19 protein-coding genes are annotated in these 23,919 nt (G+C 34.1%); 15 read left to right on the top strand and 4 right to left on the bottom strand.

The features are described 5' to 3' along the window. Positions 1-2: 2 nt before the first annotated feature. The 6 genes from AC4BC5_RS13670 to AC4BC5_RS13695 all read left to right on the top strand — a co-directional run bounded on the left by AC4BC5_RS13670 (position 3) and on the right by AC4BC5_RS13695 (position 7,120). A complete protein-coding gene (locus AC4BC5_RS13670; RefSeq protein WP_490495911.1) occupies positions 3-614 on the top strand; it encodes an HAD-IA family hydrolase in 612 nt (203 codons plus the stop codon). 68 nt (positions 615-682) lie between these two features. Continuing rightward, positions 683-1,294 carry a helix-hairpin-helix domain-containing protein gene (locus tag AC4BC5_RS13675; protein WP_490495912.1) on the top strand — a complete coding sequence of 204 codons (612 nt, stop codon included), beginning with the start codon at positions 683-685 and terminating at the stop codon, positions 1,292-1,294. Between the two features lie 98 nt (positions 1,295-1,392). Beyond that, positions 1,393-2,985 carry an oligosaccharide flippase family protein gene (locus AC4BC5_RS13680; RefSeq protein ID WP_490495913.1) on the top strand — a complete coding sequence of 531 codons (1,593 nt, stop codon included), beginning with the start codon at positions 1,393-1,395 and terminating at the stop codon, positions 2,983-2,985. Between the two features lie 175 nt (positions 2,986-3,160). Continuing rightward, on the top strand, positions 3,161-4,144 hold the full coding sequence (locus AC4BC5_RS13685; RefSeq protein WP_490495914.1) for a LacI family DNA-binding transcriptional regulator: 984 nt from the start codon (positions 3,161-3,163) through the stop codon (positions 4,142-4,144). A gap of 148 nt (positions 4,145-4,292) precedes the next feature. After that, positions 4,293-5,660: a PTS transporter subunit EIIC gene (locus AC4BC5_RS13690; protein WP_490495915.1), complete on the top strand. Its 1,368-nt coding sequence runs from the start codon at positions 4,293-4,295 to the stop codon at positions 5,658-5,660. 11 nt (positions 5,661-5,671) lie between these two features. Then, positions 5,672-7,120, top strand: coding sequence for a glycoside hydrolase family 32 protein (locus AC4BC5_RS13695; protein WP_490495916.1), 1,449 nt, complete (start codon positions 5,672-5,674; stop codon positions 7,118-7,120). 272 nt (positions 7,121-7,392) lie between these two features. On the opposite strand, the gene AC4BC5_RS13700 is transcribed toward AC4BC5_RS13695, so the two are convergent. Next, the gene (locus AC4BC5_RS13700; protein WP_490495917.1) at positions 7,393-9,042 is read right to left on the bottom strand and encodes a MutS-related protein; all 1,650 of its coding nucleotides are present in this window, start codon (positions 9,040-9,042) and stop codon (positions 7,393-7,395) included. A gap of 120 nt (positions 9,043-9,162) precedes the next feature. Here AC4BC5_RS13700 and AC4BC5_RS13705 point away from each other — a divergent pair, with 120 nt between their 5' ends. Then, a complete protein-coding gene (locus AC4BC5_RS13705) occupies positions 9,163-10,785 on the top strand; it encodes a glycoside hydrolase family 13 protein (RefSeq protein ID WP_490495918.1) in 1,623 nt (540 codons plus the stop codon). Between the two features lie 196 nt (positions 10,786-10,981). Here the strand turns inward: AC4BC5_RS13705 and AC4BC5_RS13710 are convergent, their stop codons facing one another. After that, positions 10,982-11,776, bottom strand: coding sequence for a helix-turn-helix domain-containing protein (locus AC4BC5_RS13710; RefSeq protein WP_490495919.1), 795 nt, complete (start codon positions 11,774-11,776; stop codon positions 10,982-10,984). Between the two features lie 210 nt (positions 11,777-11,986). Further along, the gene (locus AC4BC5_RS13715) at positions 11,987-13,645 is read right to left on the bottom strand and encodes a PucR family transcriptional regulator (RefSeq protein WP_490495920.1); all 1,659 of its coding nucleotides are present in this window, start codon (positions 13,643-13,645) and stop codon (positions 11,987-11,989) included. A gap of 358 nt (positions 13,646-14,003) precedes the next feature. Here AC4BC5_RS13715 and AC4BC5_RS13720 point away from each other — a divergent pair, with 358 nt between their 5' ends. The 8 genes from AC4BC5_RS13720 (at position 14,004) to AC4BC5_RS13755 (ending at position 22,456) form a co-directional block, all read left to right on the top strand. Next, positions 14,004-15,359: a citrate transporter gene (locus tag AC4BC5_RS13720; protein WP_490495921.1), complete on the top strand. Its 1,356-nt coding sequence runs from the start codon at positions 14,004-14,006 to the stop codon at positions 15,357-15,359. A gap of 75 nt (positions 15,360-15,434) precedes the next feature. Then, positions 15,435-16,658, top strand: coding sequence for an amidohydrolase family protein (locus AC4BC5_RS13725; RefSeq protein WP_490495922.1), 1,224 nt, complete (start codon positions 15,435-15,437; stop codon positions 16,656-16,658). 205 nt (positions 16,659-16,863) lie between these two features. Further along, a complete protein-coding gene (locus AC4BC5_RS13730; RefSeq protein WP_490495923.1) occupies positions 16,864-17,496 on the top strand; it encodes a TetR/AcrR family transcriptional regulator in 633 nt (210 codons plus the stop codon). Between the two features lie 10 nt (positions 17,497-17,506). Next, positions 17,507-19,822 carry an ABC transporter permease gene (locus tag AC4BC5_RS13735; protein ID WP_490495924.1) on the top strand — a complete coding sequence of 772 codons (2,316 nt, stop codon included), beginning with the start codon at positions 17,507-17,509 and terminating at the stop codon, positions 19,820-19,822. A 3-nt stretch (positions 19,823-19,825) separates the two neighbouring features. Beyond that, the gene (locus tag AC4BC5_RS13740; protein ID WP_490495925.1) at positions 19,826-20,578 is read left to right on the top strand and encodes an ABC transporter ATP-binding protein; all 753 of its coding nucleotides are present in this window, start codon (positions 19,826-19,828) and stop codon (positions 20,576-20,578) included. Positions 20,579-20,860: 282 nt separating this feature from the next. Continuing rightward, a complete protein-coding gene (locus AC4BC5_RS13745; protein ID WP_490495926.1) occupies positions 20,861-21,028 on the top strand; it encodes a hypothetical protein in 168 nt (55 codons plus the stop codon). A 543-nt stretch (positions 21,029-21,571) separates the two neighbouring features. Further along, entirely contained in the window at positions 21,572-22,264 is a 693-nt protein-coding gene (locus tag AC4BC5_RS13750; protein WP_490495927.1) for an NAD(P)H-dependent oxidoreductase, read from the top strand. 12 nt (positions 22,265-22,276) lie between these two features. Continuing rightward, positions 22,277-22,456: a hypothetical protein gene (locus AC4BC5_RS13755; protein ID WP_490495928.1), complete on the top strand. Its 180-nt coding sequence runs from the start codon at positions 22,277-22,279 to the stop codon at positions 22,454-22,456. 148 nt (positions 22,457-22,604) lie between these two features. Here the strand turns inward: AC4BC5_RS13755 and AC4BC5_RS13760 are convergent, their stop codons facing one another. Then, positions 22,605-23,819 carry an MFS transporter gene (locus tag AC4BC5_RS13760; protein WP_490495929.1) on the bottom strand — a complete coding sequence of 405 codons (1,215 nt, stop codon included), beginning with the start codon at positions 23,817-23,819 and terminating at the stop codon, positions 22,605-22,607. Between the last annotated feature and the right edge of the window lie 100 nt (positions 23,820-23,919).

A 23,919-nucleotide genomic window follows, 5' to 3' on the forward strand; every position in this document is an offset into this window, starting at 1 on the left:
TTATGTTTGAAGCGTATATTTGGGATTTTGATGGCACTTTGTATGATTCGTATCCAGTGATATTAGAAGGGTTTATGTCGACATTAAGCGACTATGGAATTCAAGCAAATCGTCGAGAAATTTATCGAATTTTGAAAGAAAAGTCATCAGCTGCTATTGCAGAAAAATACCACTTAGATTTTGATGAGTTTACAAAGATTTATAAAGAGCATGAAGCAAAAGACCCAAGGATTCCAGTCTCTTATCCTGGCACTAAAGAAATTTTAGAAGCAATCGTTGCAAAAGGGAAGAAAAATTATATTTTGACCCATCGTTTAGTGGGATCAACACAAAATTTATTGGAACGAGAAGGGATGCTTCATTTAGTAGAAGAAATTGTCGGACCTGAAAATAATTTCCCAAGAAAACCAGACCCCACGTCTTTAAATTATTTGATTAACAAATATCAGATGATTCCCAATAAAGCAGTCATGATTGGTGATCGTACAATGGATGTTGATGCAGGAAAAAATGCTGGTATTCAATCTATTTTTTATGATTTGGAAAATCTACTAGAGGATATGGATGCCGATTATACTGTTCGTTCAGTCAAGGAAATGACCCAATATATTTAAAAAAAGTGCTACTTTCAAAAAAGAAAGTAGCACTTTTTTCGTATCTAGATAGTGGAAGGTGTGATTTGATGAATAGAATAGAAAAATATAAAAAGTATATTCCCTTTTTGTTGGTAGGTATTGTCATAGTTAGTGCAATTTATATTTTTTTTCCAAAAAAAGCAACTATTTCTGATTGGGAGGAACTACCCTTGGAACAAACAGAAACTTTCACAACAGAAACGACAACTATTTCAAGTTCAGAAAAAATGCTGGTCGATATTAAAGGTGAAGTAAAAAAGCCGGGCGTTTATGAATTAGAACAAGGTGCTCGTGTAGAAGAGGTGGTGATATTAGCAGGTGGTTTTACAGATCAAGCAGAAGAACGTCAATTGAATTTAGCAGAAAAATTAACCGATCAGCAAATGATTTATGTACCTAATAAGGAAGAAGCAAAAGAGTTCCCATTGCCCACTTTAGCTAATGAAGCCAATAAGAGTGCAGATACTACTGTAGTCAATATTAATACAGCAGATAGCACTGAATTACAAACACTTACAGGAATTGGACCATCAAAAGCCCAAGCAATTATTGATTATCGGGAGGAAAATGGTAATTTTAAAACAATAGAAGAATTGAAAGAAGTTAGCGGTTTTGGTGAAAAGACGCTTGAAAAATTAAGGACAGAAATTACAGTATAAGAAAATGTTAAATTTTCATAGTTATTTTATAAATAAATTTACACAACACCTTAAAGTTAGATAAAGTTAATGCAGTTGATAGAAAGAAGAGAATAACTTTGAAAAATAAATTATTATCAGGAACATTTTGGTTATCTGCAGCTAATATAATTTGTAAAATATTGGGAATTGTCTACTTGATTCCGTGGTTAATGCTTATGGGAAATTATCAAGAGCAGCATCAAGCTCAAGCGTTGTATAATGTTGCTTATCTACCATATGCACTATTTTTATCTTTAGGTACAGCAGGGTTTCCTAGTGGAATTGCTAAAAAAATAGCAGAATTAAGTTACCAAAATGATCAGTCCAAGCCAAGAGAACTCTTTCGTAGTGCTTTAGCAGTAATGGAAGTTATTGGAATCATATCGGCAATTTTAATGTTTATATTTGCACCGGTTTTAAGTAAGATTAGTCCAATTGCCAATCAAGAAGCAGCAATTTATGCCATCCGTAGTTTATGCCCATCTCTGCTAATTATCCCTATTTTGAGTGCTATTCGAGGATATTTTCAAGGCTCAAGCTTAATCATGCCTTTTGGAATTTCTCAAGTAGTGGAGCAGTTGGTACGCGTATTAGTAATTATTGGAGGAACTTATTACATTCGTGTCATTGCAGGTGGAGATATATTATCCGCTGTAGTCATTAGTACCTTCGCATCTTGCATCGGCGGCATGGCAGCTATTTTGTATTTAGTTGTTTTAGGCAAAAAAGAGGGGCTGTTTCGTTTACGAGATTTCTTTATTTTACCGTTACAATATTTACGGAAATCAAAAGAAGTAACCATTGCTATTATCAAAGAGTCATTACCTTTTGTGTACGTTGGTTCGGTGGTATCTTTAATGCAACTAATTGATCAAGTGTCATTAAAGCCAATCATTCAACTTCTAAAACCAATTTTCAATCAAACACAATTAGAAACACTTTATACCTTTGCATCAGCTAATCCCAATAAATTGACACCGCTATTACTTTCGATTATTGGGTCCATTACTGTAACATCATTGCCATTATTAAGTAAACTGAAAAATAAAGAAGAATTACTTATTGGGGTTTCAGATACTCTACGCTTGTCTTTAACCGTATTGTTACCTTCGTCAGTGGGGATGATTTTATTATCCATACCGTTAAATACCATTTTTTTTGGGTATAATTTAGCTGGCAGTATGTATTTAGCCTTAGCAATTGCGACCACTTTTTTAACGGGGATTTTCACAGTGTTACTATCAATCTTACAAGCGTTGAATGCACACCGCCAAGCGATTTACTTTACAACACAAGTCCTGTTGTTTAAATTTGTACTGCAAATACCTTGTATCTATTTTTTTGAAGGAATGGGAATGTCGCTATCATCAATTTTAAGTTTGATACTTTCAATTGTAGGAACCTATCATTTCATTACTAAATCATTTGCGATTCAACCAGTACGTTATGTTCGTACCTATTACTTAAAAGTTTTACAAGCGACCCTCTTGATGGAAGTTATAGGTATTGTTTTATTTTTTGGTTTATCTCATGTATTAACGATTAGCAGCAAAATTCATTCAGTTATTTTAGTGATTTGTATTTCAGTAGTTGGCGCTTTCGTTTTTCTGAGCGTAGTTTTTGGTAAAAATATGAAAAAAATGTTTTTAAATTATCTGCATTTATCTTAATCAAACGAATGTCTCGAAGTGAGGGAGACATTTGTTTTTCTGACTACGCTGTTTAAGTTTGAATATATTATTGCATACGCATTTATATAAGAAATTGCTCTCTCACTAAAATTTTCTTAAACGTTAACCAACTTATGCTATAATCAGTAGAATAAAAAGGAGTAGAGGCGATTAAATGGTTAGTATTAATGATGTTGCTAAGAAAGCAAAAGTTTCCAAGAGTACGGTATCCTTAGTTATTAATGATACAGGTTATGTATCAGATGCAACAAGAAAAAAAGTGGAAGCTGCGATGGAAGAGTTATCCTATGTACCCAACCAATTGGCAAAAAATTTATCTAGCCAGCGCTCTAATTTAGTAGGAGTAGTGATTCCCGATATCATTCATCCATTTTTCTCTTTATTTGTTAAACATATCGAGAATTTTTTATATGAACATGGCTATATGACGATGGTTTGTAGCACATTAGGGCGTGAAAAAGTCGAACGAAAATATCTTGAATGGCTTAATCGATATACAATGGATGGTATTATCATGGGTGTGCATACGTTAGATGTTGCAGAATATCAGGCAACAACACGCCCAATTGTTAGTTTAGACCGTTTTCTAAGCAGCGAGATCCCTATGATTTCATCTGATCATGTTCAAGCAGCACAGTTAGCAGTTGAGATGCTACGTAAAAACGAGTGCAAGACGGTCGTTCAATTTGTAGGTTCTAGCAAAGTGAAGATTGGTGCAGAAACATTTGTGACAGAATGCAAGCGATTGTTTAATCAAACCAATGAAACGATGTATACGCATGTAATGCCTACGAATACTTTTGCATTAGACGATTATTTTGCTACAGCCAAGGAAGCATTTGAAAAATATCCTGATGTCGATGCGTTTATCGGTTCAGATATGGTAATTACACAATGTTTGAAATTAGCAGAAAAAAAACAGCGCATTGTTCCAGCTGATTTAAAATTCATTGCTTATGATGGTACACAAGTTACTCGAATCGGTCCTAAACAAATTAGTGCTGTGGTTCAACCAATCGAACAACTAGCCCAATCAGCAGCAGAGCAACTAATTGCAAAAATTGAAGGAAATCAAAAAATTGCTACACCTGAACCGCTTGATGTTTCTTGGCAATTAGGCGAAACAACTATTTATTAAAAACGATGGTACATTTTACATAGGTGAAGTGTATCATCGTTTTTTTTCAAAAATGTGAAACGGTTCCAAAAAATGTTTGACTCGAAGAAATTGATATGGTAGTATCGTTCTATCGAACCGGTTCGATATAAATTTAAAGGAGAATGATATGAAAAAAGATCCTAGAAAAACAGCGAATGATTTAATACCGTTATTTGGCGGAAAAGACAACATTATCTCTGCAACTCATTGTGCTACAAGACTTCGGATTGAAGTGAAAGATGATTCATTAGTGAATAAAGAAGCAATTATTGCTATGGATCACATTGCTGGTTATTTCTTCAAAAGTGGTCAGCATCAAGTTATCTTAGGAACAGGTTATGTCAATAAAGTATATACGGAATTTCAAGCATTATGTAATCTTGATGATCATCCGGATTCAGTAACTGAACCAACCGAATCATTCAGTTTCCAACAATTAACAAAAATGATTTCTGATATTTTTATTCCAATTATACCTGTGTTGTTGGCGACTGGAATATTGATGGGTTTACGAGGATTATTAATAAATGGCTTTAATCTCGTGCTTCCTGATAATATCGATCAAATTTTTAGTGTCCTAACAGATACCGCGTATACGTTTATACCGGTGTTAGTTTGTTGGTCAGCGGTGAAGAAATTTGGTGGTTCACCGATTATTGGTATTGTGCTAGGGCTAATGTTAGTCTCACCAATTTTGCCAAATAAGTGGGAAGTCGTAAATAATCTAGTAGAACCGATTCAATTTGATTTTGGTGGATTGACCTTGGATATTGCAGGTTACCAAAGTTCTGTCTTACCACCACTGTTTTTAGGTTTCTTTGCTGCAAAATTGGAGATTAAACTCCATAAAGTTATCCCTGATATCTTAGATTTGTTGCTTGTACCATTTTTGACGTTATTAGTGAGTTTATTATTTGGCTTATTTATTGTAGGACCGATTTTATTATTCATTGAAAATGGTTTAACTCAAATTGTTTTAAAAGCATTAGATTTACCATTCGGGATTGGTGGGATTGTTTATGGCGGTGGTATTCAACTATTGTGTGCAGTTGGAATGCATCATACCATTACACCGATTATTGTTAGTTTATATACGCAAACCGGTATTGATTATATTAACCCATTAGGAACGGCAGCGATTGCTGGTCAATTAGGTGCAGGACTTGCGATGGTGATGTTACAAAAAGACCGTATCCAACGTGCGAAAATGATTCCAGCTCTTGTACCAGCATTGTTTGGTATTTCTGAACCAGTCATGTATGGTTTAAACTTCCCTAAAATTAAACCATTTTTTATGGGCTGTTTAGGTGGTGCCGCTGGGGGAGCGTTTGCAGGAATCATTCATTTAGCAGCTAAAGGAACTGGAGCTTCCATGTTGCCAGGAGCACTATTGTATTTAGATGGTGGATTAATATCGTATTTCCTAGTATTAATTATTGCTATTGCAGTTGCCTATATAAGTACGTATGCGGTGATGAGAAATGAAAAAGTATAAAGGAGGATTTGATGGATTTTATAGACTTTTCCGATAGAAAAAACCGCTACATCCGCAAAACAGATGTGGGAAGTTCATATGTAGCCAAGATGAAACAAAAAGTTGCAAAGGATACGGAGTTTTATCCGACAAGTCACATTGCTCCACCACATGGACTGCTAAATGATCCTAATGGTTTATACCAAGATACAGAAGGTTGGTACCATATTTATTATCAATGGTTTCCGTTAGGGACAGTTCATGGATTGAAGCATTGGTATCATATTAAAACTAAAGATTTCCTTCATTATGAAAGCTTCGGTCCAAGACTAGTTCCTGAAGATGAATTTGATGAATATGGTTGTTTTACTGGTATGGCATTCGTTGAAGAAGATATCCATTTGTATTACACAGGAATTCGTAAAGCTGGCGATAATTTATTGCCAGCGACTATTCATGCTTTAGTTCAAGACGGTGAAATACAAAAGACCGGTATTGTAGAAGATGTTGATTTAACGAAAACAACAATGAATTATCGAGATCCCTTTGTGTTTAAGCGTAAGGATAAATATTATATGATTACAGGTGCTGAAAATTGTCAAAATGAAGGAGTATTATTGTTAAGTCAAGGTGACTCACCTACGAATTTTAAAGCGGCAGATACGATTCATCTGATGGATTACCCATTTGGTTATATGCTAGAGTGTCCGAATTATTTTGAAGACGAAATCAATGGGGTGTTGATTTTTTCACCTCAGGGTATTCAAAAGGTTGATCCATATGATTTTCAGAATGTTTTTTCTGTTGTATATGCGGTGGGTGAACCGCTCAATGTTGAAACAAATACGTTTAAACATGAATCTTTCTACGAATTAGATAAGGGATTTGATTTTTATGCTCCTCAAATTTTTAGAGATAGACAAGGTCGTCGTATTCTTTTGGGGTGGTTAGGCAATTCAAAGTGTGCGTATCCTTCTGACGAATTTCAATGGGCACATATGTTGACTATTCCACGTGAAGTAACAATTTATCAAGACCGTCTGCGTCAACTACCACTAAAAGAAGTTGAGAAATTAAGGCAATATCCTGAAAAACTATTAAGTTCCAAAGATATCGAGCACAAAGCTTTTGAATTAGTTGTAGAGATGAAGGATCAGCTGAAAATTATACTAAAAAATAAAAGAGGCGAGCAACTAGTTTTCACTGGCAATACTGCAGAGTATTGTCTGGATCGTAGCCAAACAACACGATTATACAATGAACAATACGGGCAAAAACGTTTTGCTGTTCGTCAAGTAACAAATTCTCATACTTTGCGTATATTTATTGATCATTCCAGTATTGAAATTTTTGCAGATGAAGGTTTAACAGTTTTTACTGGACGTTTCTTTCTTGAAGGCGACTGGACATTAGAAGTTCAAGGATCAGCTACTTATTACGAATTGAAAAAACTGGAAATAGTTGTAAAAAAGGAATATTGAGATAAGCAAAGACTGTTGCGCAAGTGACAGTTTTTTGTTGTGTTTATCTTGGTTTTAGTAAATACGAAATAGCTGGACGTAAGAGTCTCTTAGGTATGGAGATTTTTAATGATTGTTTGGTTCAAATTAAAGGGCTGAATGCTATTTATTTTCAAAAAAAGATGGTTACGACGGAATGACACGGAAATAACAAAAGAAATTATTCGTGGGTATTTTATAGAAATAAAGAAAGGCCACTCAAGCAAAGATTAGTTAACTTGGGTGGTCATTTTTTAGTTACTATTTAACCACGTTCGATATTTGTCAAAGTGGTGAGAAGTCTGTTTAGCATTGGTCACGATTGATTCTGGATAACCTAAGATACTTAATAAAGCAATTGCATTACGTGTTTTAGCTACACCTGTTTTCACACGATAATCAAAAGAAATACCGATACCTTCATCAATTTGTTCTGAAAAATGAATATTTTCACACTTTGTTTTTAGAATTTCCGTCAGCTCAATATCATGAGTAGCAATCATTGCAAGGCTGTTTCTTTGGCTTAACCAAGCAACAATACTAGAGGATGCGGCAATTCGCTCAATTGTGTTTGTACCTTTTAAAATTTCATCAATAAAACAGTAACAATGTTCGTTTGTGGCAACTTTATCCAATAATCGTTTTACGGATTTAATTTCAGCAACAAAGTAACTGTCTCCTTCGGCAATATTATCTTCGACAGCCATTGAAGTTAAAACATGGCCACGTTGCATAACAAATTTTTCAGCAATTGCCGTTTGAATGGTTTGTGCCAAAATACAACTGATTGCGATACTTTTAACGTAGGTTGATTTACCAGAAGCATTTGAACCAGTCACTAAGGTTGTTTGTTGCCAATCAACAGGATTCATCACAGCTTTGTCCAATAATGGGTGGTAGATATTTTTTGCAGTAACCGCTCTATTTTCAAATGTTGGCTGACAAGTTACTGGCATAAATGTACGGAAATTTAAAATTGCTGCAGCAACTTCTAATTTCCCCAATATTTCCCAAAGACGAATGGCATCATTTTGATAATGACTAATCCGATGAATAACGAATGAATAGGAAATAAAAGGTAGCATCAACATGGTATTTAAATAATCAAAAAGCACTTCTGTTTCTGAGTTACCTTTTGAACGAAAAGAAACACCAAAATAGAGGATGCTCTTTAGATTTTTTAAAGTCACCTGTAAATCATCTTGTAAAGGCTGGCTGATTTTCGCAATTTTTTTGCCAGTAGCGATGGTTTGAATTAAATAACGCATACTATTGAGTTCAATATCTAATTGAGCTTTTTTAATTTGATAAAAAATCGTGTTAAAGACCAAACTACTAATAGTTAAAACAAGACCGCTAGATTGTCCAAGGAAAAAGAAGAACAAACCAATAAAAGGTAAGCTTCCTAACAAAATAAATATCGGTAAACTACCTAAAGGTTTTTTTTCTTGATTAGAGAGGTAATATTTGGAAAAATTATTATCTTGTTTTCCTAGCTGAGCAAAGGCGTATTGGATTTTCTCGCGCTCGTCAGGATATTTTTGATAATGAGCGATAATTTTTTCAATTTCAGAATCCTGTTGCCAATGGTAGTTCCGCAATTGCTGATAAAGAGCTTCTGAACCAACACTAGAGTAGGTCGCATTGATTAATTCAAATATTTGAAACATATCTAAATCATGCCAAGTGATATCATCAATTTCACTGTCCCATGTTTTAAAAGAACGTTCTTGTTGCCAAGCATTTTTTAAACTTTCTTCGTTATCAAACCTTGGCTGACGAGGAATGTTGCCCCATTGTTTTTTCACACGCTGTTTTAACTTCAAACGTTGGTAGTATTCCATACCAATAATGAGCAGAAAAATTCCTACAATCACGATTAAAATAAAAGTACGTTCATCCATTTTTTGTCACCTTTTCTAATAGTTGTCATATAATAAGGATAACATATATCATTCATAGGTATCTTAAAGAAAGAGAAAAAGTTATAATAAACAAGCAATAAAATATATTGGAGGGTCACAATGAGTACATGGTGGAAAGAAGCAGTCGGTTATCAAATTTACCCACGAAGTTTTAAGGATTCAAATAATGATGGAATTGGGGATATCAATGGTATTCGAGAAAAATTAGTTTATTTAAAAGAGTTAGGTGTGGATTTTATTTGGATAACTCCTATTTATGCTTCGCCTAATTTTGATAATGGCTATGATATTTCGGATTATTGTGCAATTTCTAGCGATTTTGGTACGATGGAAGAGTTTAAAGAGCTTGTTAAAGAAGCAAAACAGTTGGATATAAAAATTATTATGGACTTGGTTATTAATCATACATCTAATCAACATAATTGGTTCGAAAAATCTCGACAAAAAGATCCTGAGTACAGTGATTTCTATATCTGGCATGAGCCAGTAAACGGGAAAGCACCTAATGATTGGCAGTCAATTTTTGGTGGTTCTGTCTGGACGTATGATGAAGTAAGAAAAGAATATTATTTCCATACTTTTGCAAAAGAACAGCCTGACTTGAACTGGGATTCGTTAGCAATGAAGAAAAAAATATTTGCAATGATTGAGTGGTGGGCAAATCAAGGTATCGATGGTTTCCGAATTGATGCCATTTCTCATATAAAAAAAGAAAAATGGGATATACCAAATGATGACTCGAAGCGACCATTTAAAGCTTTTCAAAATGTAGAAGGTATTGGCGAATATTTAACTGAACTAAATGCTGTCTTTAAAAAACATCATTTAATGACTGTTGGTGAAGCATCTGGAGTTACTGCAGACGAAGCGGAAGTTTGGGTAGGTAAAGATGGTTATTTTAATATGATCTTTGAATTTGAGCATACTGGATTATGGCGAACAGTGAATGATGAACAACCCTTTAAACAATTTAAAGATGCTTTAGTTCGATGGCAAAAAGCTTGTGGCAACGATAAAGGCTGGAATGCATTATATATGGAAAACCATGACCTGCCAAGAAGTGTATCTGTATATGGGGATGATAGCCCAGCCTATCGAACGATTTCTGGAAAAGCTTTAGCGATGGCCTTTATGTTATTGCAAGGAACGCCTTTTATATATCAAGGACAAGAAATCGGCATGACAAATACTGCATTTGATACGATTGATGAGATCAATGCAACGGACACTATTTATATGTATAATCAACTAATTACTAGTGGTTACTCTGAAAGTCAAGCAATGGAGCAAATATCAGCTGTTACACGAGACAATGCTCGTACGCCGATGCAGTGGACTGGTGCAAAATTTGCAGGCTTTTCTGAAACAAAACCTTGGTTAAAAGTGAATTCAAATAAGGGAACAATCAATGTGAAGTTAGAACAGGAAGATTCGAATTCTGTGTTTAATTTTTATAAACGTTTAATTCAATTAAGAAAAAAACATCCTGTATTTATTAGTGGTGACTTCCATTATATTGAAACTGAAGCAGAACCGGTTTTTCACTATGAACGTAGAAATGAACAAGAACATTATGCAATTGTGGTGAATTTAAGTAAGGAAGAGCAAGCTTTTGTTTCCTTAGATGAATTGACGGACAATAAACTCGTGTTATCTAATTATTTAGATTACGATTTTTCAAAATTGCGTCCTTTTGAAGCACGTCTGTATAAATTGTCATAGTTAGCTAAACTAGAGAATTATCTTTGCGTAATTCTCTAGTTTTGTAAGGAAGAATAGCTATAAAAATAAGAATTAATGTTACCTTGTAATTAGAGATAGCTTAGATGAACTCTTGTTTTCTAGAAGTAAGTAAAGCGTCTAAATTTCAGCTAAACTGTTTGGGGGATTTCATCCGATAGTACCAACCAGTTTTAAATCATGTATGTGTAGGGTTAATATAATTACTTTTTTGCGCAATTGTTTTCAAACTTTGAGAATCTAGGAAGGGAGATAGAAATGTTAGTTCTTCTAAAGTTATATTTAGATATAACTCTTCACGTATAAGCTGAGCTAAAGTTTCTCTACTTAGAAAAGGAACTAACTCTAAAACATCATTTATTGAGTGGTGTTTGAGACATTTTTGTATTAGTTGAACGAGAGTTTCTTCATTTAAAAAAGGAGCTAGCTCCGCCACATCGCTTATTGAGTAGTCTTCTTTAAATAATGAATAATCAATAATTTGAGAGATTTGTCTTGTATCTAAAAAAGGAGCAAGTCCAGTAAGCTCAGCTAAAGTTACGTTTGTCAAAGAGGCTTTGATACAGTCAAATAAATGATTTTTATCAATAAAGGGTGCCAATTCTAGTAAAATATCGATACTGAAATGTGGGTCCTCTATTTCTTCGATGATTTCATTTAAAGTAGTAGGTTTAACAATGGGTGCGATATTAATTATTTCTGCTTCTTTTAGTGAATTGTGCTCTTCAATTTTAGTAATGGTTGCAGCTAATTCGTCATTACCTAGTAATCTATCAATACTCAGATTAAAAATTTTAGCTAGCTTTGATAAGTTTGAGATATCTGGAGAAGTCAGTCCATTTTCCCAAGAGGAAATTGCTTGATGGCTGACATAAAGTGCTTCAGCTAACTCACTTTGAGTTAGATTTTTCATTTTTCGATAGTTTGCAATCGTTTTACCTAAACTTACAGCATTAAAGGGTTGATTTTTCATTTTATCCGCCTCCTTACTGTAATAGTAACTATTTGTACACTGCTCGTAAAGCAAGTCTTACTTGAATTGTTTTCAAGGGAGACTTGCTTTACAAACCATTTTATCTAAAAGAAGCAAAAAATGATTTTTTTGCGCCATTATTTACTGTTAGTTAAACTATTAATGCAGACAAAACATGAGTAGGCTTTGTCTGCATTAATAGTTATTTTTTTATAAAAGTGGAAAAATATAAATGACAAACTCCAGTTGTAGATTGTCTCCCGGTGTATCAAAACTAATATTCAAAATTTCTTCAATCTTACTTAGACGATGTAATAAAGTATTCCGATGAATAAATAGATTTTCAGCAGCTTTGGTAATATTCCGATTTGCTTGATAATAAGCTTGAAGGGTTTTTAAATATTCACTTTTATTCAAATTATCAAATTGTCTTAGTGGTGTAATAAAACGTTCAGTAATTTTATGTAAGCCATCAACTGACAAATGTTCTCGGATAATATGCTTTAAAAAGACATCGTCATACGAAATAATTCGATTGGAGGAATCTAAAGAAGCATCACTATTATAAATATCCAATGTTTGTAACGCTTGCTGGAAAGAGACATATATCTGTTTGATATTTGGTACGGTAGGGCCGATAACCATTGTAATATCCGGTACATTAGACTCTTTAGCTAATTGATTTAATAAAGATTTTCCAAGGGTATTCATCGTTTTTAAATATTCTTTTTCATCGGCAGGCGGATCTTGGATTAATAAAATAAATGAATTGCTGTATTCAATGCAAATCATTTTCTGGCGATACCCACTTAACATTTGATTCAAACGAGTACTTAAGTTCATCATCTGTCGATTGGAATGAGTCATGGTATTTGTTGAGAGGATAGCAATAGAATAAATAGCATCAGTTTTTAGCTGATAGTATTTAATGAATTGCATTAAGTCATCTTCATTTTGATACTTATTCCGAATAATTTCAAAAAACATTTCATTTCGTTTTTGATAGCTTTCAATATTTAATGAATCTTCCAATTGTAGCTGCAGTAATAAATATTGTGCCGCTACTTTTAACTCAATAATATCTAAAGGTCCCAATTCATGCATGGTATTCCAAATGATTAAATATGAAAGAATAATATTATTCTTTTTAATTGGAAAAATTCGAATAGGTACCGTTTCTTGACCAAAGTTAAAGTCTAAATTTATTGGATCTTGATAAAAACGCAATGATGAGTTAATTCGTTCATTCAAAAATTGCTGGATATATTGAATATTTTGCGGTTTTTTTAGGATGCTTGAAATTGGTATCTGATTATTGGGGAGATCGGAATAAAAGGTAGGATTAAAATTCTGGTCTAATAATGCCACGGGATTCTGAATTGATTCAGATAATTTTTGAACCACGTGCTTACTCCCGTTTCCTGCTTCTAAAATTCGATACATTTTGTTGTGCATTGAAACTTCTAATGAGCTAACCATTCCTTGATTAAACTTATGATTTTGATTAATGATTGAGATAATCTCTGTGAAATTATAATCATAAGGAATCGATAAAATAGGAAGATTGACTTTATTTGCTAGCTTGACCATTGCTTCAGGAATTTCGTCAAAGTAACGTTGTAATTTAAAGCCAAGTGCCGAACAATTCATCTTAGCTAAGTCGCGTATTAATCGCTTTTGCATCGCTTCATCATCTTTAAAAATAAAGCCAGTTGTCAACAACATCTCTCCAGGTGTAAGCCAATCAAAGGCATCCGGGTTTTCCATAATATTCACCTGTAAGATTTGATTTTTGATATTTTTTTCACCAGCTAAGAGGGTAATTCCTTTTAATTCATCTAAATGTAGCAAATCTTCTACTGTTAACATCGTTAAAATCCTCCGACTATCTATTTTATCCAATCAAATGCAATATTCATTGGAAATATTCCTAATTGAATCCGTATTCAAATGATTTAAAATATTAGTATAAGCATATTTAGTTAATAACTAAATGACACTCAGAAATAATTTTCTACTTCCTATCATAATCTATAAGAGAGAAATTATCCATTAGTTAAAAGAAGGAGAAAATTATTTTTAATAAATTTTATTAGGTATCTATGCCAAAAGTAACAGATATACAAGTAGGGAGGGATAAAATTTTTAGTGTTAGTTGAGAGCACAAGAAGACACAGCTCTCAATATTGTCAGCCTATCAAAAATAGGAAATTAAGGAGGAAAACAAATGAATTTCACAAAAGTACTTAAAGCAGGTTTGTTGGCAGTAGTAGTAAACTTATTAGTACCAACAGTAGCATTTGCACAAGAATTAGAAGTCCAAGCACCAACAGGATTTTCCGCAATTCTTACTTTAATTCCATTAATTATTGTCTTGGTTTTGTTGTTTTTAAAGGTAGATATGATTATCGCTGGTTTAGTTGGGGGAATCTTAGCAATTATCATTGGCGGAATTAGTTTAGCTGATGTAAACCAACAGATACTTGATGCGATTCCAACAATGTTAGGAATTACTGTGCCAATTATTAACTCAGCAATAGCAATGGCTGTATTTAAATCAGGTGGTTATTCTGCTGCTTTAGCTTTAGCTAAACGAGGAACGAAAGGTAAAGTTGAGTTTGTCTCAGTGTTTATCGTTATCTTATTAGCAGCTGCAACGTATATGTCAGGTATTGGTGGCGGTAGTGCGATGGTAATTGCTCCATTAGCTTTTGCAGCAGTAGGCGTAGTACCCGAATTAATTGCTGCAATGTCTTTAGCAGCTGCCGTGTCATTTACTACTTCACCAGCGTCATTAGAAACAAGTATTACCTCTCAATTGGCTGGTATTGATGCAGCAGAATATGTAACTACAATGCGTCCATACTGGTTATTCTTTGTAGTCTTAGCATTAGTCTTAGCTTATTGGGGAACAAAACGTCGCGGAATTGGTTTTAAAGAAGCAGCCGATGATGAGTATAGCAACATGACAAATGGTCAGTTATTTAAAATCACAATCCCAGCAATTTTCTTATTATTTGCCGTAATTTTTGGTCCAGTAGTAAATAATTTAGTAGGTATAGCAATCTTCACGCCATTAACATATATGGTAGTTACGCTTGCTTTAATCTATCTATGTACTAAATTTGATATGAATGAATCTGTCACAGCAATGGTTGATGGTTCATCTTATATCTTAACTCGTTTATTCCAAGTAGGGATCTTCTTAGGATTTATCAACGTTATTGCAGCAACTGGAACATTCTCAGTTATCGCAGGGGTTGCCAATAATGCGCCAACAGCAATTGTTATCCCAGTCGCTGTATTGACAGGGATTTTAATCGGAATTCCGGCAGGTGCTTATGTTGGTTCAGTGTTAACCTTAGTATTGCCAGTCGCTGTTTCATTAGGTTTCCCAGTCGTTGCTTTAGGTTTTGTAACGATGGGTGTCGGTTTAGGTAGTCAAATGAGTTTTGTAAATATCACAATGCAAGCATTATCTTCAGGTTTCCAAACACCAATTTTAGATATTGTTAAAGGAAATATAAAATGGATTAGTATTGCATCAGTGATTCTGCTAATCATTTCGTTCATCTTTGCCTAAAGACCAACTTTTATAAAGCTACTCAAATCAAATAATTTAGTTATGGTATAAAATAAAAGAAAGTAGGGACTTATTATGGATTTAATTATTAGACAAGCTCGTCTACAAGATCATGAGGAGTTAAAAGATGTTGCCGTTCAAAGTGGTAAAATCATTGAAATTGCGGATGCGATTGAAGGCAATGCGGATAGAGAAATTCAAGCAGAAGGACGTGTATTGATTCCAGGTCTAATTGAAAGTCATATTCATTTGGATAAAGCTTTGATTGCTAGTCGCAAACCTAATAAATCAGGCACTTTACAAGAAGCCATCAAGGTCACAGCAGAGTTGAAACCAACTTTTACTAAAGAAGATGTGTACACACGTGCTAAACAAGCTTTGGAGATGATTATCACTAGTGGCGTAACTACTATTCGGACACATTCAGAATTTGATCCTGCCCAAGGATTTACTGGTTTTGAAACGATTTTACAATTAAAAGAAGAGTATAAAGATCTAGTAGATATTCAAGTAGTCGCATTCCCACAAGAGGGTATTTTTAAAGCGCCTGGTACAGAAGAAATGATGTATCAAGCAATGGAGATGGGGGCTGATGTGGTTGGAGGAATCCCTTATAACGATGCACCTGCCAATGATCATATTGATTTAGTATTTGAAATCGCTAAAAAATATAATAAAGATATCGACTTACACCAAGATTTTGCTGACGAAGCTGACAATTTATCTATCGAGTATCTATGTAAGAAAACCATTGCGGAAGGTTACCAAGGTCGTGTATCAGTTGGCCATCTAACTGCCTTACATGCTTTACCGGAAGTAGAATTACGTCCAATCATTGAATTAATGGCAGAAGCTGATATCAGTGTGATGGCTTTGCCAGCAACTGACTTACATTTAGGAGCACGCTCTGATGAATATAATCTACGTAGAGCGGTTACGCCAATTCGTAAATTACGTGATGGCGGTGTAAATATGTGTATTGCAACGAATAATATCCGTAATGCTTTTACACCTTATGGCACAGGAGATATTATGCAAACAGCAATGTTAGCTATTCCAGTTGCACATTTAGGTGGGGCAGATGATTTGCCAACTGTATTACCAATGATTACAACAAATCCTGCGCGAGCAATTGGTTTGAAAGAATATGGAATCGAAGTTGGTAATCAAGCGGATATGGTTCTATTAGATACTAAAGTTGTCAATGACGCGATTATTGATTTACCAACACGTCTTTTTGTTATCAAAAGTGGCCGTGTAACAATTGAAACAACAAAAACAGTCAAAGTTAATCGTTAAACTATCTTTTTAATAAAATAGTTATCCGCCGATTCGTTTCTCATGAGTAAACGAGTCGGCGTTATTTGGTTGATTTTTGAATAAGCAAACTTTTTAAAAGTTTTAGATGACCACATTTATATTGTTTTACTAACGCTTATCAAGTATACTTAATTTAACATAGCAATAGACCGACTGTCGGTCTATAAGAAAGAGAGTGTAGTGTATGCGGGAAACTAAGACTGCGGAAGAAAGGAAAAATGAAATTCTAGATGTTGCAGAGCAATTATTCAATAGCAAAGGCTATGATGCAACTAGTACAAATGATATCTTAAAAGCTTTAGGTATTGCACGTGGCACACTTTATCACCACTTTGATAGCAAAGAAGCAATTATGGATGGGATTATTCATCGCTATAATCAAAAAATATTTGTTCGTGTTAAAAATATAATAGATAAAAAAGATATTCATGTTATTGATCGATTACTAATGGCGTTTTCTTCGCTAAATATTAGTGAGGAAACGACAGAAGAGGTAATGACTCAAGTTCATCAACCGCAAAATGCACTTATGCACCAAAAAATTTATCAAGTCTTAATCCAAGAAATCATTCCATTATTTGTACCTCTTATTGAAGAAGGTGTGGCAGAAGATATTTTTCATACTGCGTATCCGTATGGCAGTATCGAAATGCTTATTGTATATGCTGTCACCATTTTCGATAATCAAGCATTAACGCTACCACCAGAAGAAGAGAACACAAGAATCAATGCTTTTGTATTTAATGTAGAAAGGATTCTCGGCACACAACCTACAATTATCAGCCAACGCTTGCTTCCATTTTTAACCAAAGAATAGGAGAGGTACGATGTATACTCAAATTATTCGTAATGATTTATTAAGAAATAAATTGATTAGTTTTACCTCTATGCTGTTTATTACCATAGCAACTACACTGGTTAGTATTGTGGCAATTTTAACAGTAAACTTGGTTGGATCAATCGATGCGTTGACGAACCAAGCGCAAGTACCTGACTTTTTACAAATGCATAGCGGTTCGATGGATCAAGCTCGGATGGATCAATTTGCAGATAAAAATGAGCAAGTTCAAGCGTATCAAGTATTGAATTTTTTGAATGTAGCAAACTCAAAAATTCAATTAGGAAATACGCAGTTGTTGGATAGTGTCCAAGACAATGGTTTTTCTGTACAAAGTCCGTATTTTGACTTTCTTTTAGATTTGGAGGGGAAACCAATTCAAGTTGCTGAAGGGGAACTATATGTCCCTATTGGTTACCTGAGAGATGGCTCTGCTAAAATTGGTGAAAAAGCAGTAGTTGCGGGCAAAAAGTTTCAGATAGCTGGATTTCTCAGAGATGGGCAAATGAATTCTCCTTTAGCATCTTCGAAACGATTTTTAGTGCATGAAACAGACTATCAAACATTAGTCTCAGAAGGAACTGTCGAATATTTAATTGAATTTCAGCTGAAAGACTCAGCCGCTGTTAATGCTTTTGAAACTGCGTATGTTGACGCTGGTTTAGAAGCAAATGGTCCCACCTTAACCAAGGCGTTATTTAAATTAATCAATGGGTTATCTGATGGGATTATGATTGCCATCATTCTTTTAGTGGGGGTGCTAATCGTATTGATTGCATTCATGTGCATTCGTTTCACGTTGTTGACCAAGATTGAAGAAGATTATCGAGAAATTGGTACGATGAAAGCAATTGGTTTACGAATAGCTGATATCAAAAAAATATATCTTGCAAAATATGCAATCCTCTCTGTGATAGGTTGTTTAATTGGACTAGCTTTAGCTTTTATATTTAGTCAACCGCTTTTGGAAAATATTCGTCTTTATCTTGGAGAAAGTAGTTACGCAAGTTGGAGTGTACCATCAGCAAGTGTCAGTAGTTTATTTGTGTTTTTTATGGTAATCGGTTACATTCAGTTTTTATTAAGGCGGTTTCGCAAATTATCTGCTGCTTCAGCAATACGAACAGGTAGTCCTGAAGAAAAGGCAGTCACCTCTCGCTACTTGTCATTAAGTAAAAATAAGTTTTTATCAACCAATCTTTTTTTAGGAATAAAAGATGTATTGTCTCGAAAGAAACTTTATGCAACCATGTTGATTGTTCTTTTTTTAGCTAGCTTTGCGATGATTCTTCCTTGGAATACCTATCAGACAATTGCGGATTCTTCTTTTTCTAAATATTTAGGATTTGGCGAAATGGACTTGATGGTTAGTATGTATCAATCAGACACACTGATTGAAAGAGAGCAACAGATTAACCATGCTCTCAAAAAGAATAACCAAATTAAGAAATTCGTACAAGTAACTTCAAAATCCTTTAAGGTAAAGCAAGCAGATGGTTCAGAGGAGAAATTGGTTATTGAGCTTGGCGACCATGATACTTTCCCCATTGAATACAACTTTGGTGAAGCTCCTCAAAACGAAAATGAAATTGCTTTATCCTCATTAAACGCTGCTGAATTTGATAAAACGATTGGCGATTCTATCGAAATTGTTACCAATCAAGGAACACGTCAAATGATCGTTTCAGGAATCTATTCCAACATTTTTAATGGTGGAAAAACAGCAAAGGCAAGCTTTGAAGATTCGACATCGCCTACTCTATGGTTAAATTATTATATTCAATTGTATCAACAACAGGAAATACAAGACGTTATGACACAACTAACGAAAGAATTCTCTTTTGCAAAAGTTACTGATGCGCAAAATCATAAACAACAAGTATTTGGCTCCATAATTTCATCTATTCAAACTGCTGCAATGCTAGCTTTTTTAGTAGCCTTAATTATTACTGGTTTAGTTAGTCTGTTGTTTATGAGACTACTTATTGCCAAAGATCGAGCAGAAATTGCTATGCTAAAGGCTCTTGGCTTTACAAATCAGGATATTTCTAGACAATACATCACACGTAGTACGTTTGTTTTGATTATTAGTGTCGTTAGTGGAAGTATTTTAGCAAACACCCTCGGAGAAATGATTGTAGGTATGGCTATCTCTTCTTTCGGTGTTGATTCGTTTACATTTATTCATCATCCAATTGTTTATGGAGTTTTTCCATTGTTGCTGTTTATTAGTACATTTGTAGCAACAAAATTAGGAAGTCATCAGGCTAGTAATGTATCAATTTCAGAAAATTTGAAGGAGTAGACGATGAAAATAATTAATGGCCAACATATTTATAAATCATTCTATACTGATAATGAAAAAAATACTGTATTGCACGATGTTTCCGTTGCTATTTCACAAGGTGAATTTGTTTCGATTATGGGGCCTTCTGGATCTGGGAAATCTACCTTACTTTATGCGTTGAGCGGGATGGACACCATTGATAGTGGCGACGTTTTTTTCCGTGAACAATCATTGACTGCTTGTAGTGAAAATACGCGTGCAGACTTACGTCGTCAGAAAATGGGATTTGTTTTTCAACAACCGATATTTTTGAAAAATTTAACCATTATTGATAATGTTCTACTACCTGCCAGAAGAGATAATTCCAAAAACAAAGAGTTGGTAAGAAAAGCAGAAAAACTTTTAGATAAAGCACGAATTGGTCTGCTGGCAAAACGCATGATTCATCAAGTGTCTGGAGGTCAATTACAAAGAGCTGGTATTTGTCGGGCGTTAATCAATGATCCTATAATTATTTATGGGGATGAACCTACAGGCGCATTAAATTCTAAAGCTGCGGAAGAGATTATGGAGATATTTCTTCAAATCAATCAAGAAGGCACCACTATTTTACTGGTAACCCATGATGCAAAAATCGCTGCTCAAAGTGAACGTATTCTATTTATGCGTGATGGACAATTAATTGAACAGCTCCATTTAGGCAAATTTACCCACAACCAACTTGAAAAAAGAACAGAACAAGTAACCAAAAAACTGCTACAAATTGACATATGAAAAAATTTGGAAATTTAAATCAGATAGACTTCAAAGAGAAATCAATTTTTGAAGTCTATTTTTTTATGATATTCATTGAAAATTTGAACACTTTTAACTGAAATAATTAACTAATGGAAGGTGGATTTTTGTGTTTTATGACATAAATAGGTGATTTTTTTCATCGCTTTACGACGTTCAGGACAAAAAAAGCAACGTTTAAGCTATAAATAGTTTAATGACCAATTAATATGATAAACTGCCAATAACTAATCATTAAAATAGGGAAAGAAGAGAAGATAGATGGTAGAAATTAAAATTGGAAAATTTATCGAAGCAAAAGATCCAAATGAAGTCGACGTAAATGGGAAAATAGAAAAAATTTTACAAAATACCGTTATTATTGTAGATCAAGAATTTAATCGGTTTCTCGTTCGAAAAAAAGATTTGGAGCAGTCACAAGAAGTTTGAACAAACACTCATTAAAAAAATAAGCAAAAACTGGCACTGCATTCAATTAAAAAGCAACTTATCTACATTGTTCCCCATTCGTGACAGTCATTTTGCGAGTAATGGCTTAGATAACTTTGTTAGCTGAACAAGCATTTGATTTCAGCAATCCTGGAGCGTTAACTTTAAAAGTAGCCACTGTTGTTAATACCATAAGGAAATACGCTAAAAATACAAAATTAATCTCAGCAGTTCAATAAACTAGCTTAAAGGCTTTGTATCATAAGAAAAAAAGACGGAAATATCCGAACAAAATAGCATGAGTTACGCCAAATCAAGGTGAAATTGCGACGAGGACCAACTGGACCGCAAGAGCAATCTTCTACTGCTAGGATATGCTACTGTCAATCTTCTTATGTCACAGGCCTTTTTTGCGTAAGTTGCTTGCAGCAATGATTGTTTTAGCTTGCTAAGATTAAATGATTCAACTGCTGCTTATTGGAACAACTTACTTTTCAAATTAACTGATCTATATTTTAATAGTAACTATAAGGAGGGAAAAGAATGAAAACACTCGTTATCATTTCACATCCAGACATTTCAGATTCTAGTAGTCAAAAATATTTGAAAGACTCTTTTCCTCAATCTGAAGAACTGACATATCATCATTTAGAAGCAATTTATCCAGATGGAAAAATTGATATAAAACAAGAGCAACGTTTATTAAAGGAACATGATCGCATTATTCTCCAATTTCCGTTTTACTGGTATTCATCACCAGCTACATTAAAACAATGGTTGGATGATGTATTGACAGAAGGCTTTGCTTATGGACCTCGAGGTATTGCACTTAAAGGCAAAGAATTGGGTTTAGTTTTAATTATCGGTGCTGCAGAAAAGGAATATCAAGTGGGTGGCAGAGAAGGATTCACTATCAGTGCCTTAACGACCCCTTATCAAGCAATGGCAAAAAAGCTACAAATGACTTTTTTAAAACCATTTTTGATCTATCAATTCCAATATATGGATGAACAAGAGAAGATGCGTTTACTTATCGACTATCAACAATATCTAACCATCCATGATTTTGATTCTTTACGTGCCAAAGAACGTTGGTACTTAGAGCAAATATCTCAATTAAATGAGACGTACTTACCTGAAAATAGTAGGTTTGTTCTCGAACAAATAGAAGAATTTATCACAGACACACGGATGGAACTCGATGAAATACAAATGTATTTTGAGGGCACCATTTAGAGAGGAGTAACTATGGAACTGCAATGGATTAATGAACAATTAGAGCATTTATTTTCAGAGAGTCGTGATTATAAGCAAAAAGCCTTTCTGTTGGGATTAAAAGAATTGATTATAGAACAACAAAAAAGAAAAGAGCAGCTACAAAGCAGATTAGATGGTGAATTATGGTCACCTAAAGGATGGCAAGAGTAACTTTTCGTCCTTATTGGCTTAAAAAGTTACTCTAAGTTTGGCATCCGTTTGTTTCTATCAAACGGGTGCCATTAATTATTTTATAAATGTTTTTAAAATATCAAAACGACTACATACTCAAATGTTTATTTCAATTGTTTTACTGCATCTAAGAACGAGTAACTGTTGATCCATCTTTTAAAAAGAACGATACAGTTCCAGATGCTAGCACAATAAATACACCACCAACGATGAAAAGAAGAGGAACATCTAATTTTTCCACAATCCCTCCTGCCAGCATCACAACAAAAGGTTGTAAAACCGATGGCAGAAGAAACAGGCTCATGATTCTTCCCATATTTTCAATTAAAGCAACACGTTGCAATTTTGTGAGGAGTAGAATATTCAAAATACCAAACAAAACACCAGCTATCAATAAAATCCCTCCAAGTAGCCATATATTACTGATTAAGCCAAGCCAAGCAAAGGTAATTCCTAAACACAGTGCGACAGTTAACAATTCTTTTTTTACAGCTTTAAATTTAACGAAAAAAGTAGTAATTACTCCAACTACTACACCAATTCCGAATAAAGACAATATTAAATTAAATGTTTCAGTAGAGAGATTCCCTATGTTTTGCTGTGAGATGAGCGGTAATACAAATTGCTGTAAGCCAGTGACTGGTAGATTGACAATCGCACCTATTAGTAACAATAAAATCACTTGGATAGCGTTATCAGTTGGTTCGCCTGGACTTGAATGTACCTGACTGACAAGCAAATTATCTAGAATAGCCTTTCTTTCGATAAGAAGTTGAACAATTCCCAATAATAAAACAATTATTAATACAATACTTAGGTAAATAAACAAGGGTTGATTAAGGAATACGGACAGTGCTAAACTTGGAATAATTAGTAGAACAAGTTGATTAACCAAGTGAACCAAACTGTTCGCTCGAATTAAATTTTCTTGCGCTACCAATTTTGGGATGACAGAATATAATCCTGGAATGATTAGCGACCAAACAATTGCAAAGCCAATACTAATTAAATAAATGATCACCGGGCTATTCATTTCACGGCTAAAAAGGATTAAATTAAGAATAGCAAAAAGGCAAGCAAAGAGCGTTCCCCATTTTATTATCCGAATATTTCCCAGCCAATCAGTCAAAAAACCACTCAACAAAAGCATAACAAATTGAGTAGTAGCTAGATAAACCATAGCTCGCCCATAGATTAAAACCCATCCAGCTGCTGGAGCATTAGCATTGTTCTGCATCCCATTAATGAAATATGTGAAGAAAATTTGCATAAGTTGACTAAAAGTAAAAAATAAGAAAAACATCAATAGATAGAAATAAAATAGTTTGCGTTGTTTTGTCATAACAATCCCTCCTCTGATTAATTTTCCATAATTTAATTATAATGTATCTTTAATAATATAGTAATAAATAACTTTCTTTAATGACAGGATGTATGAGAAG

The sequence above is a fragment of the Enterococcus sp. AMC2644 genome, from assembly GCF_058216475.1.